Source organism: Grimontia celer (genome assembly GCF_900055185.1).
GTDB classification, from domain to species: domain Bacteria; phylum Pseudomonadota; class Gammaproteobacteria; order Enterobacterales; family Vibrionaceae; genus Enterovibrio; species Enterovibrio celer.
The window spans coordinates 1,351,154-1,366,218 of record NZ_FIZX01000002.1; the positions used below are offsets into that span (position 1 = coordinate 1,351,154).

The following is a 15,065-nucleotide window of genomic DNA, read 5'->3' on the forward strand; positions in this document are numbered from 1 at the left end:
AAGTTATTCATGCAATCACAACTAAGACAACGTCTCCCTGATTGGCAATCACTGAGCCAAAGTGCCCGTACCCTTGCGCCCGGCCTGTTACTTTCCGTCACCGTCGCTGCTGCAGCCACCTTTCTAGCAGCACATTATGGTGCACCGCAAATGCTCTTTGCCCTCCTATTGGGCATTGCGTTTCACTTTCTCGCTGATGATTCCAAGTGTCAGGCAGGCGTGGAGTTTGCTGCCAAAAAAGTCCTCCGATTTGGTGTTGCTCTACTCGGCCTCCGCATTACCGTGGAAGAGATGACGTCTCTCGGCTGGGAAGTGCTGGTTTGGGTGGCACTAGGCATAGCGCTCACCATTACTATCGGCATGTTAGTGGCGAAAATTCTCGGCCGCCGCATTCAGTTCGGCGTGTTGACGGGCGGCTCAGTCGCTATCTGTGGCGCATCTGCTGCGCTGGCGATTTCGGCAGTTCTACCCAAACACCCGTTCAGTGAGCGTAACACGCTGTTTACGGTTATCGCGGTCACCGCATTCAGTACCATTGCCATGGTCATCTACCCCATCTTCGTTAACCTTTTAGGCTTTGATGACCGACTGGCTGGCATTTTCATCGGCGGAACCATTCACGACGTCGCGCAGGTTGTTGGTGCAGGCTATTCTATTTCCCCGCAAGCCGGCGAGTTCGCCACCATCACAAAACTACTGCGCGTGGCGTTGCTGGTTCCCGTCATTCTGGTGATTTCCCTTTACTTCCGCAGTCATCCCGACAAAGACAGCGAGAAAGCAGATATCCCACTGCTTCCGTTTTTCGTTATCGGCTTCTGTATTTGTGTTGCGATAAACAGCGCCCATATCCTGCCTGTTGGCGTGACCAATACCCTGTCAGGACTCTCATCCTGGTGTCTGGTTTCGGCAGTTGCTGCCTTGGGGATTAAAACTTCTGTCAAGAAACTCTTCACCATCGGCTACGAGCCGATTCTGATGGTGGTGATTGAGACGGTAGCAATTGCAGCTTGGGTGTTAGTGGGGATTTATTGGTTCTTCTAGCAGCCCATAAAATCTAAATCCCAACCTTGCTGTTACTTCCTTCAACGTAATCTGCACATAATGTCTTCTGTACGGTTCAGAAAACGTTGAAGGAAATCAATTTTGACGTTGGCGACTTTTTTAAAAACCTATTACCGCTAAGATCTGATATTAGATACTACTAAGTAAATCCGGAGATACTTGGGATGGGAATTTGATATGGCAGGTATATTCAGTTTTAAGTGTTCAAGCTGCGAAGAAATACATGAAGGCTCTCCAAGTTTCGCTTACCGTGCGCCTGATCCATGGCTTGATCAGCCAGACGAAGTCAGAGAAGCGGGTAAGCTGGGTGATGACCTCTGTTACTACAAAGATGGCGACGGTTACCACTATTTCGCACGGGTCATTTTAGAAATCCCAATTCATGGCGTGACGGACCCTTTTATGTGGGGAGTGTGGGTATCTCTTAGCGAAAAAAGTTACGACCACTACATTGCCACTTGGGACGAGCCCGAAGATGGGATGGGTTATTTTGGGTGGTTCTGCAATCGTCTCCCTTATTATGAAAGCACTCATTCTCTTGCCACCGATGTGACACCACAGCCTGATGGACAACGACCCACCTTAACTTTGCATGAAACCAAACATGAGCTTTATGAAGACTTTACTCATGGCATCAGCATCGAAAAAGCCCAGAAAATTGCTGAGATCTGCATGCATGGTTGAGTGGTCTGTAACTAAATCCGCACCACATCCACAGCCACACTCAGGCTGTGGGTGTCACCACCTTCAAATACTACGCCTTGCAGCGGTGTGATATCAGCATAATCCCTGCCCCATCCTGTCACGATATGTTGGTCGCTGGCGATCAGGTTGTTCGTCGGGTCGAACTCCACCCAACCGACATCAGGGACGAAAATCGCAAACCAAGCGTGAGAGGCATCAGCGCCCACTAGCCTTTCCTGTCCAGGAGGCGGCAAGGTTTCGATATAACCACTCATATAACGGGCAGCAAGGCCTACCGAACGCAGGCAACCAATCGCGAGCTGGGCATAATCCTGACAAACGCCGCGCTTTTGCTCCAGCACTTGCTCTGGTGGCGTGGTGACATCCGTTGCAGCGGGATCGAAGGTGAATTCATTGAAGATTTTGCTGGTCAACGCCATGGTGGCTTTCAGTACGGGTTGATCGTCTTTAAACAACTCATCAACGAAAGCAGCAAGGTTGTCTGAACGCTGAATTTGTGCTGAATCCAGCACAAATTCACTCGCCATTCTCGCTTCTTCATTTTCCGCTTTTTTCAGTATCTCTCTCAACTCACCACAGGTCAGTGCATGGCTTTCTACCATTGCACCCCACGGCGTAGGTTGCACATCCAGATAGCTGACGACATCAATCGTCAGAGTCTGGTGGGGTTCCTGAATAGAGAAGTAAAACGTCTTATTGCCGTAGTAATCCACACCCTCGTTTTGATAGACAGGTGAAGGCGTCACATTGACCCAATGGTTATAGCAGCGCTGATTGTCAGTATCACGCGGCACCAAGTGCGCCATGTTGTAGCAAAGGGTCACAGGCGCACTGTAGGAGTAAGTTGTTTTATGTTGGACCCGGAATTTCATACGTCCAATTTCCATTTAGGTTTGATGAGCTGTTGAGGTCCAGCCGTGTGGTCGAAGTACTTGTCTGCGATGAGTGATGTGAACTGTTCGAGGTTCGCACTGACGCTGTTCAATTGCGCTTCAAGCGCCTCGCGTCGATTCTCATCATTTGCCGTTGAAAGCGCATTGAGGTCGACCTGTTGAATGTCACTGAGTGTTTTCAGAATCACGCGGTTTTCCGGTGTCCAGCCACCCGGAATGTAAGACTGATGCTTCGGTAACATATCTAGGAATTCACGAAGCCTTTCGATTTGGTAAACCAACGCTCTTGGATTGGTGCGATCAATCATCAGCAGATCGAGACCAAATGGCACCCGGGCCTTAGTGCGGTATCGGCGACGGAAAGAGATCAGCGCTTCCACGCTCAGTAATACCGACTCCAGCACCTGTTGTTGAGGCAGGCTAGGCAACTGCTCCACCAACGTGGATTTCAACAAAGTAACGGTCTGGATCGCGCGCTCTGTGCGTTGACCCATTTGCAGGAACAACCAATCGTGGCCCCTCAACATGCTTTCGTTGCTTAAACCGGAAAGCGCCAGCAAGGATGTAACCAGTCCATCCAACGATTCCTCTGGTGCTTCAGGCAAACCATTCATGAATGCGCGATCGATCTCGTAGAGGTTGTCACGTAGACGGTTGAGGATGATGCGGGTATCAGCCGACAAACGCTCCCTCACCTGCTCGCCGCAAGCCAACATTGCTAACAAGTTTGATTTGATAGAACCCACGCGGTTGGCATTGGTTACCAAATCTGCCAGTTCACCTTCTGGATTTTCGAAAAGGTCTTCTTCCCCTTCTGTGAAACCGGGCAAGCAGCGGGTCTGTAGGGAAACAGCCTTGAGTAGGGTATCCCGACTTTCAGTTTCCAGAAGCTCCAAACCACTCAGTTGCTTGAACACCACCCGGATAAGGCGAATGCTCATTTCTGCACGTTCCGCATAGCGCCCAAACCAGAAGAAGTTATCGACGACGCGACTTGGCAGATTGCCTTCCTGAACCAGTTCAAAGCCTGAACGCTCAAGCAGTGACTGGTGAGTATGATCAGGCTGATCGGCGGTTACCCAGAAGTCTTTGCTTCGTGCGCCGGAAAGATGTGTGACGACATAGTCATCCTGCGCATCCGCAACCCGACTCAAACCACCCGGCATAACGGAATATTCACTACCTGCTGCAACCGTAAAAGCTTTGAGCAGGCTTGGACGACTTTCCAATGACCCGTCACACCAGACTGGAATCAATGAACCCGGCACATAGCTTTGCGCGACATAGTTGCTAGGGTTACTGCGAATCTTAGCCAGAATGGCTTGTTTTCCTTCTTCATCGAGGCTGTGGCCATATACCGACATGCCTTGAGAGCGGCGATAAGCCGGTTTGATGATCAGAGAGTCCAGATTCGCTTCAACATACGCCAGCGAATCTGGATCGCCACACCAGTAAGACGCCACATTTTCCAGCTTGAGCGGTTCTTTGAAGAAATGTTCGCAGAGTGCTGGCAAGAACGACATCAGCGCTGGTGATTCCAACACCGCGCTGCCCAGTGGGTTTGCCAGAATGACACTGCCGCTGCGTACTGCTTCCAACAACCCCGGGATCCCGTACATAGAAAAAGCGCTGAGTTCGACCTGATCACAGTCTTTATCGTCAGTTCGCCGAAGAATGATATCCACCGGCGAAAGACCATTGATCGACTTTAACCAGACTTTACCGTTTCGAACGGTCAAATCGCCGCCCTGCACCAAGGGGTAGCCCAAGTAGTTTGCAAGGTAAGTATGTTCGTAATAGGTGCTGCTGGATGAACCTGGTGTAAGCATCACAATCTTTGGGTCATCCGTTTTGTGCGCCGCCAGATCAGTCAGCGTATTTCGCAGCGTTTGGAAAAAACTCGAATGGCGTTTCACATAGCTATGTCGGAAGATTTTGGAATGAACACGGGAAATTACCGAGCGGTTTTCCAGTGCATAACCCATGCCCGCAGGCGCTTGAGTCTGGTCACCAATGGCAACGAAGTGACCCGAGTTGTCTCGAATTAGATCGGTGGCTTGAAGGATTAGCTGTTTTTCGCCGGGAACTTTGATACCCGAGCACTCGCGGATAAAGTCTGGGTGGCTAAAAATAATTTCCGGTGGAATGATGCCGTCTTTAATCAGACGCTGCTCGCCATATATGTCCTTCAGGATCAGATTGAATAGCTCTGCCCGCTGCTTTAACCCACTTTCAACATGTTGCCATGAGGCAATATCGATAATATTGGGAAGAATATCCAGCGACCAAACATCCGGCGACAAAGGATCATTTTTCAGGTCGTACGTCGCACCATCATCACGCAGGATCCGCTGAGCACGGCGATGCAATGCATCCAGCCTTTCTGCTCGAAGCCCGGAAAAATGGGAGAGAATAGGTTCCCAATGTGCGCGGACTTTTTTGTTCTCTTCGTAAACTTCATCAAAGGCGTCTCCGTTGCCCTGCTGAAGATAAGTGAGGGGCGAAACCGCCCCTTCAAGCTCAGTATCTGAGTCATTCATCATTGTTGTTTTAGAAACCTTCCTGTTTTCTTCGTAACGAAGGATACCTCATTCAAACCAACAGTCGGGAATTCAGCTCACTCTAGTGTTCCGTTTTCTCAAATCTAAGGTATTCGGATACTCAAAACTCACCTCTTCCTTCTGAGGAGATATAGGCTTGGCAACCTCTTCATTCGGGTAGAACCTGCGCAGCGCATCAAAGGCTGGAGGCGGCATTAGCGGCCCTTGTGTAAAGCCATCGTCATTGAAACGGGTGATACGCCGTCCTTCCGCTTCGTTGCTGTTCACCGGCAAGGTATCGTAGTTTCGTCCCCCCGGGTGACTGACATGGTAAGTGCAACCACCAACAGATAAACCATTCCAGGTATCCACCAAATCAAACACCAAAGGCGCATCCACACCCAATGTTGGGTGAAGCGCTGATGGTGGTGACCAAGCACGATAACGCACCGCAGCAACAAATTCGCCTTGTCTGCCTGTTGGGCGCAGCGGCACACGGCGGCCATTGCAGGTCAGCATGTAGCGCGAGTCTGTCAATCCACTCAGTTTGACCTGGATGCGCTCCACCGACGAATCCACATACCTGCTGGTTCCGGATTGAGTCACTTCTTCGCCCAATACGTGCCAAGGTTCTATCGCCCAGCGGATTTCGATTTCCATATCATCCAGTTGCAATCGACCGTAATGCGGGAACCTGAATTCCTCAAACGGCGCGAGCCATTCCAGCTTGAACGGGAAACCATGCTGTTGCAGGTCGTCAACCACTTCTTTGATGTCTTCCCACACAAAGTGCGGCATCATGAATTTGTCGTGCAGCAAGGTTCCCCAGCGCACCAATGGCTTGTGGTACGGCGCTTTCCAAAACCTTGCAGCCAGACAGCGAATCAGCAGGTTTTGTACCAGCGACATACGTGCATGAGGCGGCATTTCAAACCCGCGGAATTCGAGTAAACCCTGCCGGCCACTTGCAGTGCCTGCCGCATAAAGTTTGTCGATACAGAACTCCGCGCGGTGGGTATTACCGGTAATGTCCACCAGCAGGTTTCGCATCAACCTGTCTGCGAGCCAAGGTTGGTCGACTAATCCATCAGGGAAGTTCTGGAACGCAATTTCCATCTCATACAAAGCTTCGTCACGCCCTTCATCTGCACGGGGTGCCTGACTGGTTGGGCCGATAAACATGCCAGAAAAAAGGTATGAAAGCCCCGGATGATGCTGCCAGTAGTTCACGAAGCTGCGCAGCAAATCCGGACGGCGCAGGAACGGGCTGTCGGAAGGTGTGATGCCGCCTAAAGTGATATGGTTCCCGCCCCCGGTTCCTGTGTGACGGCCATCCAACATGAACTTCTCTGCGCCGAGGCGACATTCATGAGCTGCCTGATACAAGGTTTCGGTATTCTCAACCAGCTCGTTCCAGCTGCGGGATGGATGAATATTCACTTCAATCACACCAGGGTCTGGCGTGATCAGGAACTTCTGCAAGCGGTGATCTTTCGGGGGCTCATAGCCTTCAATTACCACAGGTAATTCCAGTTTCTTCGCTGTTTCTTCAACGTGATGAATGAGCTCAACATACTCTTCCAGCGTGTTCATCGGCGGCATAAACACATGCAGCCTGCCATGCCTTGGTTCCACACAAATCGCGGTGCGAACCACACTGACATACCGCTTTGGTGCATCCGCATCTTCCGGTGAGATGTTTTCCTGAGAGTAAACAGGCAGCTCTTCTCGCGGTTCAAACGGGTCACGTTCTGGAATGATTTCTTCCGGCGTCGTGGCGGGTAAAGATTCCAGCGGTAGGCGGAAACCCATTGGGCTATCGCCCGGCACCAAGGTGATCACGTCGGAGCGCATCGGCCATTTGGAGCTGTACCAACCCGAACCGGAATAGGCGATAGGCAGGATATACCCCGTCACGCTGTCTAAGCCTTTGCTGAGTATGTTGGCAAGACGGCGTCTTTCGAGGTCATCGGAGAGTTTGGCTTTCTTCGGGTTCACGCCATCCGGCAAACCCCGCTCCAGCCAAAGATAATAGAGTGAATCTTCAAAGCTTGGCTGGACAAACACAGAGGACAACCCCAAGGATTGGCTCAGTGTTTTGCTGAAGTGCTCTGCGTCTTCAATGTCATGCCCATAATCTTTATCAACACGGGCAAGCAATGCAGGGTCACGCCACAGCGCTTCGCCATCCGTACGCCAGAAACAACCCAGCGCCCAGCGCGGAAGTTCTTCACCGGGATACCACTTGCCCTGCCCATAATGCAGCATGGCGTGAGTGGCGAATTCATCCTTCAAGCGAATCAGCAGGTCCTTTGCGAGACGCAATTTGTCATCACCCAGCGCTTTGGTGTTCCACTGATCTGAGTCCATATCATCGACAGAGACAAACGTCGGCTCGCCGCCCATGGTCAGACGCACGTCTCCCGCTGACAGCTCAGCATCCACTGCATTACCCAGCGCTTTGATGTTTTCCCATTCATCATCGCTGTAGGGTTTGGTCACACGCGGGTCTTCATGGATGCGCGTGACCGTATTGCTGTAATCAAAGGTGACTTCACATTTGTCTGTGCCACCTGTGATTGGTGCGGCGGAAATCGGGTCTGCGGTACAAGCCAGTGGAATGTGTCCTTCTCCCGCAAGCAAACCACTGGTCGGATCCAACCCTACCCAGCCTGCACCGGGCAAGTAGACTTCACACCAGGCATGGAGATCGGTGAAATCTTCTTCTGGGCCAGACGGGCCATCTAGGGCTTTTACATCAGCAGTAAGCTGAACTAAGTAGCCCGAAGCAAAACGCGCCGCCAATCCTAATCGGCGAAGGATTTGCACCAGCAGCCATGAGGTATCGCGGCAGGAACCTTTCTTCAGCGTCAGTGTTTCCTGACACGTCTGCACACCCGGTTCCAGGCGAATCCCATAGCCAATTTCATTTGCCAACTGGCTGTTTAACCCTACAAGGAAGTCAACGATCGGCGTTTCGCTTCGGTCAATCGCCGCCATCCACTGGTCAAGCTCAGGGCAATCTTCCGATGTTTTCAGATACGGCGAGAGCTCTTCGAGCAACAACGCATCGTATTTGAACGGGAAATGCTCGGCGTATTCCTCAATAAAGAAGTCGAAGGGATTAATGACCGTCATGTCGGCGATCACTTCCACTTCAAATTCCAACTTGCGCGTTTTCTCAGGGAACACCAAGCGCGCTTGATAGTTACCAAACGGGTCTTGCTGCCAGTTGATGAAATGATCTTCCGGTGTCACTTTCAGCGAATAAGCATGAATGTGGGTGCGTGAATGTGGCGCCGGCCTGAGTCTCAGCACGTGCGGAGATACGTTCACGTCACGATCAAACTGATACGACGTTTTATGTTGGATCGCTACGCGAATGGTCATGCGGCCTCTCCGTGTTTGAAATCAAACCAGGTTTCGCGGATCTGGCATTGCAGATCGATCAGCGCCAACTGGATATCATTGAGATACTCACTGAGCGACAGGTTGATATCGTCCTCGCTTTCCACCTCGTAGGTTTTGGCTCGCAGCGCTTCCGCAGACTCAGCGACCGCTTCATAGCGTGGCAGGTAAGTCGACGCAGTTTTGATTTGGCGCAGACAGAATCTCAGCGAACGCGGGAAGTTTTGGTCGCCCAACAGGAACTGACACGCCACCACACTATCAATGCCCGTTTTCATGGTGCGCTGACAGGTTAAATACCCACTTTGCGATTTCAGTACCTTCGACCAAATGGCTTGGTCTAGCACCACTTTCTCTTCGGGCAAGGCGTTGACGGAGATGATGACCGCTGAATCCAGAATGCGCGTACACATGTCTGCCCTTTCGGTATAGCGCCCCATCACATTGAAGCTCCAGCTTTCATCGCGGCTCATGGTGTCAGCCAGCAATCCATTGATTTTCTGACAACTTTCAATGATCGCATTCAAATAAGCATGGCGATTTGAACGGTTGATACCTTGCTGAATGTTGTTCTTTGCGTATTGGCAAAGTTCGTTGATCAGCTCCCACATTTCTTCCGGTACTACATCACGCGTGGTGCGGATGTTTTCTTTCACCATTAGCAAGGAAGACAACAGCGAACCTGGGTTGTCTTCTTTCGCCAGCAGAAAGCGCATGACGTTTTTCTCACCCTGATCTTTGTAAATAGCGCCGAACTCTTCAACACAGCCATTAATCTCAATCAGGTTGTACCAAGAGACTTTCACGTCGCGTGGCAGGTCAAACAACACTTCATCGTAAACGCTCACCAAACGAGCGATGTTCTCTACGCGCTCCAGATAGCGCGCACTCCAAAACAGGCGTTCTGCAACTCTCGATAGCATCACTTCGCTCCTTTTGTTCTAACAATCCATGTGTCTTTACTGCCGCCACCTTGTGACGAGTTGACCACCAGCGAGCCTTTCTTCATAGCGACGCGGGTTAGTCCACCGGTAGTGACATAGGTTTTCTTGCTTTGCAGGATAAACGGACGTAAATCGAGATGGCGCGGTTCCAGTTTTCCGCGTCCCACCAGCGTCGGTGCCGTTGAGAGTTTTAAGGTGGGTTGTGCGATGTAATTGCGCGGGTTTTCCTGAATCAGTTTGGCGAACAGTTCTTGATCTTTTTTGGTGGAGTGTGGCCCCACCAACATGCCGTAACCGCCCGATTCATTGGCGGGCTTGACCACCAATTTGTCGAGGTTTGCCAACACATATTCACGCTGCTCTTCGTCTTCACACAGGAAGGTTTCCACATTCGGTAGAATCGGTTCTTCATTGAGGTAGTAGCGAATTAACTCCGGTACGTAAGCGTAAACCACTTTGTCATCAGCCACACCAGCCCCCGGTGCGTTGGCTAGTGCCACATTTCCGGCTTTCCATGCACGCATCAAACCCGGCACACCCAGCATGGAATCTTTGTTGAAGACTTCCGGGTCGATGAATTCATCGTCGATACGGCGATAAATCACGTCAACCCGCTCAGGACCATGAATGGTTTTCATGTACACGCAGTCGTTGTCATCGACAAAAAGATCGTTACCTTCCACCAGCTCAGCACCCATTTGCTGGGCAAGGAAAGCATGCTCAAAATACGCAGAGTTATAGATACCCGGTGTCAGCACGACGATTTCAGGCTGCTTCACTTTGCGCGGTGAGAGCGCTTTCAATGTTTTGAATAGTTCAGCCGTGTAAGCGTCGATAGGAAGAATGTCGTCATTCTCGAACAACTCCGGCAACACACGTTTAGTGATAGCGCGGTTTTCCAGCATGTAGGAAACGCCGGATGGCACGCGGAGGTTGTCTTCCAGCACATAGAATTCGCCATCGCCCGCACGAACCAAATCGGTGCCACAAATGTGCGCCCAAACACCAAAGGGGGGCGAAACACCGACGCATTCTGGCCTGAAGTTTTTGGATTCTTCGATGATATGTGCAGGGATAATGCCGTCTTTAATGCAGTTTTGATCGTGGTAGAGGTCGTCGATAAAGCGGTTAAGTGCGGTGAGTCGTTGCTTGAGTCCTTTTTCTGCGATTGCCCAATCGTCAGCATCTATGGTTCGGGGAATGATATCGAAAGGCCAGGCCCGGTCTATATTTCCTTCATCTGTATATACGGTAAAGCTGATGCCCATGTCCTCAATGGTTGCCTCAGCCGCCTGCTTGCGTTTCTCCAGTTCATCCGTTGAAAGATCTTCTAGGTATCTAATCAATCGGTCAGAGGAAACGCGGTAATTTCCTTTACTGTCCACCAGTTCGTCGAAGAACTCTCCACTGTCGTACTTCGTCATCAAATCACTCATGGCGGTTCTTCCTTTTTTTGCGATCCACCTAACTGACTCTACGCCGTTCCTGAGCGTGAAAACTTGACGAAATTCGCGATTTTATTCTGATTTTTTGCATATTTTTCAAGTCGATCGCTCTATCATTTGGACGAGCCGCTTACTTAAAAAACAAAAGAGTTAATAATGAGACACTTTCTGCAGTATTTATGGTCTACACCTGAAAGGAAGTAGAACTTTCTAGAAGCTCAACATAATTGCCCTGCCAATTCGCAATAAACGACAGATTACGCTCACGATATTGCGCATATAAATTCAATCAATTTAGGACTTTGGTTCACCGAAAACGGTTTAGCTTGGAGGGTTCGCACCATATAGGTGCAAATAATCTGACGTTAACACTGATTTTCGTTTCTGTATGTTTTTTGTTCAATTTCATGCAACGTATTGATGCTTAACTTTTCAGTGTTGCCTTATTTGGAGTTAGGCAGACGGGACTGGATTTCTTTCATTAAGCCTTCAGGGTTTCTGTACGCATAGTAATTCACCACAACGCGTATCTTACTGGCGGAAATCACAATAGAAAATTCATTGGATTTAGCATGAGTGACTTCGTGCCAGTAAATTCGGCTTTTTCCCTTCTCGACATACTCATCCGTAACACGGGTATTTTTAGAATCGAATACCCAGAACAGAGAGACAAAAATAGCAACGAACGCCAGAAAGCCGTACAAGAGATTCATCAATAGACTTTGTTCTTCTCCTCCCAGCACCAACTGCAGATTTAGCACCCCAAAAGTCATCCCCAACATCAGGATGACGAAGGAAAGTGGCTTGTTCAGAATCGCGTGATTTTTGTCCATGTCAGAAGGTTTTTCACTCACTTATTAAAACTCTCAATTTGAATCTATCAATAAGACCGCGCATGTTACTGAAAATTCATTAACTATTGTGCCTGACTAATTACACAGTACCCAGTTTTCTTCCTACACTCTTAACAATGCGACAACGACTTCATGTAGAGGGGCCAACTGTGCTTGAGAATTGGATGCAAAAATTTGAGGATTTTGCGTTGGTCAAAAAAATGACCGTCATCCTCTGCCTAATCGGTTTTGTGCCTACTGTACTCACGGCACTGATTGGCCTCTACAGTTCTTCCAATTCTATAGAGCAGCAGAAAAGCGAATCCTTGCAGGCCATCGCTCAACTCAAAGCGGATGCCTTAGAGCTTTATTTTGAAAACTCAAAGTCAGTGTTGAAAAGCATTGCCCAAAACCCTCTGACCGTTGATGCTATTTCTCCCCTTCTTTCTTCATTCAAGGATTACCCGGAAGAAAACATCCAACAGAAAATGCAGGATCTGGCGGCGTTTTATGAGGAGACGTTTGCCCCAAATTATCAATTCGAGACTGACTCTACGTTAGAGACCGGACAATTGATGCAAGGTGCAAATGCGAAAATGATTTCGCTACAGCACGCCTACATCGTCAAAAATCATTATCCCGTTGGTCAGAAAGATCAACTTCGTCAGGCTGGACGTTCTGCTTATGACGAAGTGCATAAGAACGTCCACTCCACATTCCGCCAATACCTCGATGATTTTGGCTTCTACGATATTTTTCTGGTCAGCTTGTCCACAGGTGACGTGGTGTATTCTGTTTTCAAAGAAATCGACTTCGCTACCAATTTAGATGAAGGCCCTTATGCCTCATCTGGCCTTGGTGATACTTATCGTGATCTGAAAACCCGACTTTTAAATGGAGAAGAGGTAGAAACGGTATTCAATGATTATGGCCAGTACCTCCCTTCTTACGATACGCCTGCGGCTTTCGCTGCCACACCTGTGTATGTGAATGGCGTACCTAAAGCGGCATTGGTCATCCAATTGCCACTGGATCAAATCAGCAAAGTCATGAGCAAGGGCTATGGTCTCGGACGTACGGGCGAATCCTATATCGTCGGCCCCGACCGCAAACTCCGCTCAGACACCTTTCTCAGCGAAGACATGACCGTTGAATCGGCTTTTCGTGAGAACAAAACCATCAGCACCATTGCGGTCGAGGCTGCCTTCAATAGCACATCCTCGATCCCTGACACGGCCATCCACGGTTTAAATTACCGTGACCATGATGTGTTCACCGTATTTCGAAAAGTCACCATTGGTAATAACACAGATTGGGTGATTATCGTCGAGCAGGATGTCAGTGAGGCATTAGAAGCTATTACCGGTTTAGAGCTTATTTATCTGGTCGTTGCCTTTGTGCTTGTCGCTTTGGTCCTTTTCTCTGCTAAACATTTTGGCCAACTTATCGCTAAACCCATTCAGGAGCTTTCTGCTTTTATTCTGAGTTTACGTGAAAGCTGGCGATTCTCCGACCGTGCCAACGTCCATAGCAAAGACGAAACAGGACAAGCGGCAGAAGCTCTAAATACCATGCTCGCGTCACTCGATACGGCAGTGGGTAGTATTTCGAACACCATGGAAGGCCTTTCTGAAGGAGATTTTTCTCAACGCGTTAGCTCGGAAATGACCGGTGATTTACAGAAGCTCAAACTTAGTATTAATGAGTTCGCCAGCGAAATTGAAGTCACGGTAAAAGGGATCGGTGATGTGATGGCGAAAATCGAACAAGGCAATTTCAGCTCTCAGGTCACCACTAATGCCAAAGGCCAACTCGGTGTGCTGAAAGCTCAGGTGAACAGTTCTGCGCGCGCCACCGCTGCCTTCATCGAAGATGCCAAGTTGGTCATGTCAGCGCTTGAAGTCGGCGACTATAACAAACGTATCACCACACCTGCCGCCGGAGAGCTTGCTTCTCTGAAAGACTCCATCAACCAATCTATTGCTAATACTGAGGGCGTTATCGTCAATATCTGTGACGTGATGGAAGCGCTTAGCCAAGGTAAGTTCGGACAAACGGCGTCCATCGAAGCAGCCGGGAAATTAGAAGAAATGAAGATTGCCGTGAATCGCGCTTCGACTTCTATTAACGAAGTCATCGCGAATATTGTTTCTGTTATGGCACAAGTTTCTGAAGGTGATTTCTCGGCACGATGCCAGACCACCAAAGTATCCGGTGACTTGCTCAATCTCGCTAATGCAGTTAACCAATCTGCAACTAACATCGACGAAACACTCGCTCACACTCATGAAATTTTGGAGAAGCTTTCTAGAGGCGACCTAACTGAAACCTTTGACCATAAAGTGTCTGGCGATTACCAGAAACTCAAATCAGGCATTAACGACACCATTATCAGCCTTGCATACATGGTGCAAGAAATTCAGGGCTCCGCAGCAACTGCAACCAACAGTTCAAAAGAGACCAACGCCGAAGTCTCTAACCTCAATAGCCAGTTAGACACTCAAATCAAAGGCCTGAAAGACGTAACACTGCGTATGGCTGCGATGAAGAGCAACATAGAAGAAACGCTTGACCACGCCAAAGTCTCCGTCTCCGTTTCACAGACCGCACTCGATCATGCACATCAAAGCGAAGTGCTGGTGAAAGAAGTCGAAGACGCGATGAAGTCAATCACTGACTCCAGCCGCAAAATGCAGCTCATCATCGAAACTATTGAAGGCATTGCCTTCCAGACCAATCTTCTGGCGCTTAACGCCAGCGTAGAAGCCGCACGTGCCGGAGAGCAAGGGCGTGGTTTCTCTGTGGTTGCCGGTGAAGTAAGAAACCTAGCACAACGCTCCGCTGACGCTGCGAAAGAGATTTCCTCGCTGATTAAAGAGTCTGATACTCGTGTAACGTTGGGAGCTGAAAAGGTGAATCTGTCTGGTGAGCTTTTATCGAAAATCACCCAGTCGAACAGTGAAGTTTGCGCCAACTTCGAGCGTGTAAATCTTTCCATCAAAGCGCAATTTGACCGCGTCAGGGAAGCCTCTGATGGCGTAACGGATGTGGGCGACAATATTCAGCAATGTGCGCGTATTCTGAATCGTATCAACAACAATATGGATGGTGTGAATGAGCAGGCAGAAAACCTCAACCGTATGATTGGTCGATTTAATTATTAAAAGCCGTTGAACCTCAAGTCTCGATATCGATCATTTAAGCCGGAAAATTCTGCTGTTACCCTGTGCAGAGT

At 49.4% G+C, this 15,065-nt stretch carries 9 protein-coding genes; 3 read left to right on the forward strand and 6 right to left on the reverse strand.

Going from position 1 to position 15,065, the window contains the following annotated elements; genetic code table 11:
• Positions 1-9: 9 nt before the first annotated feature.
• The gene (locus GCE9029_RS16415; protein WP_062664820.1) at positions 10-1,041 is read left to right on the forward strand and encodes a YeiH family protein; all 1,032 of its coding nucleotides are present in this window, start codon (positions 10-12) and stop codon (positions 1,039-1,041) included.
• Positions 1,042-1,239: 198 nt separating this feature from the next.
• A complete protein-coding gene (locus tag GCE9029_RS16420; protein ID WP_062664822.1) occupies positions 1,240-1,746 on the forward strand; it encodes a DUF2199 domain-containing protein in 507 nt (168 codons plus the stop codon).
• 11 nt (positions 1,747-1,757) lie between these two features.
• Here the strand turns inward: GCE9029_RS16420 and GCE9029_RS16425 are convergent, their stop codons facing one another.
• The 6 genes from GCE9029_RS16425 to GCE9029_RS16450 all read right to left on the reverse strand — a co-directional run bounded on the left by GCE9029_RS16425 (position 1,758) and on the right by GCE9029_RS16450 (position 11,851).
• Positions 1,758-2,639, reverse strand: a complete 882-nt coding sequence (locus GCE9029_RS16425; RefSeq protein ID WP_062664824.1) for a transglutaminase family protein — start codon at positions 2,637-2,639, stop codon at positions 1,758-1,760.
• Positions 2,636-5,203 (reverse strand): circularly permuted type 2 ATP-grasp protein, encoded by a 2,568-nt coding sequence (locus GCE9029_RS16430; protein ID WP_082804366.1) that lies wholly within the window; start codon positions 5,201-5,203, stop codon positions 2,636-2,638. The genes GCE9029_RS16425 and GCE9029_RS16430 overlap by 4 nt, the downstream gene beginning before the upstream one ends.
• A 69-nt stretch (positions 5,204-5,272) precedes the next feature.
• Positions 5,273-8,590 (reverse strand): transglutaminase family protein, encoded by a 3,318-nt coding sequence (locus GCE9029_RS16435; RefSeq protein ID WP_062664826.1) that lies wholly within the window; start codon positions 8,588-8,590, stop codon positions 5,273-5,275.
• Positions 8,587-9,531 (reverse strand): alpha-E domain-containing protein, encoded by a 945-nt coding sequence (locus tag GCE9029_RS16440; RefSeq protein ID WP_062664827.1) that lies wholly within the window; start codon positions 9,529-9,531, stop codon positions 8,587-8,589. The genes GCE9029_RS16435 and GCE9029_RS16440 overlap by 4 nt, the downstream gene beginning before the upstream one ends.
• The gene (locus tag GCE9029_RS16445; protein WP_062664829.1) at positions 9,531-10,988 is read right to left on the reverse strand and encodes a circularly permuted type 2 ATP-grasp protein; all 1,458 of its coding nucleotides are present in this window, start codon (positions 10,986-10,988) and stop codon (positions 9,531-9,533) included. The genes GCE9029_RS16440 and GCE9029_RS16445 overlap by 1 nt, the downstream gene beginning before the upstream one ends.
• A gap of 452 nt (positions 10,989-11,440) precedes the next feature.
• On the reverse strand, positions 11,441-11,851 hold the full coding sequence (locus GCE9029_RS16450) for a hypothetical protein (RefSeq protein ID WP_231870125.1): 411 nt from the start codon (positions 11,849-11,851) through the stop codon (positions 11,441-11,443).
• Positions 11,852-12,015: 164 nt separating this feature from the next.
• On the opposite strand from GCE9029_RS16450, the gene GCE9029_RS16455 reads away from it, so the two are divergent.
• Positions 12,016-14,994 carry a methyl-accepting chemotaxis protein gene (locus tag GCE9029_RS16455; protein WP_231870126.1) on the forward strand — a complete coding sequence of 993 codons (2,979 nt, stop codon included), beginning with the start codon at positions 12,016-12,018 and terminating at the stop codon, positions 14,992-14,994.
• Positions 14,995-15,065 lie beyond the last annotated feature (71 nt).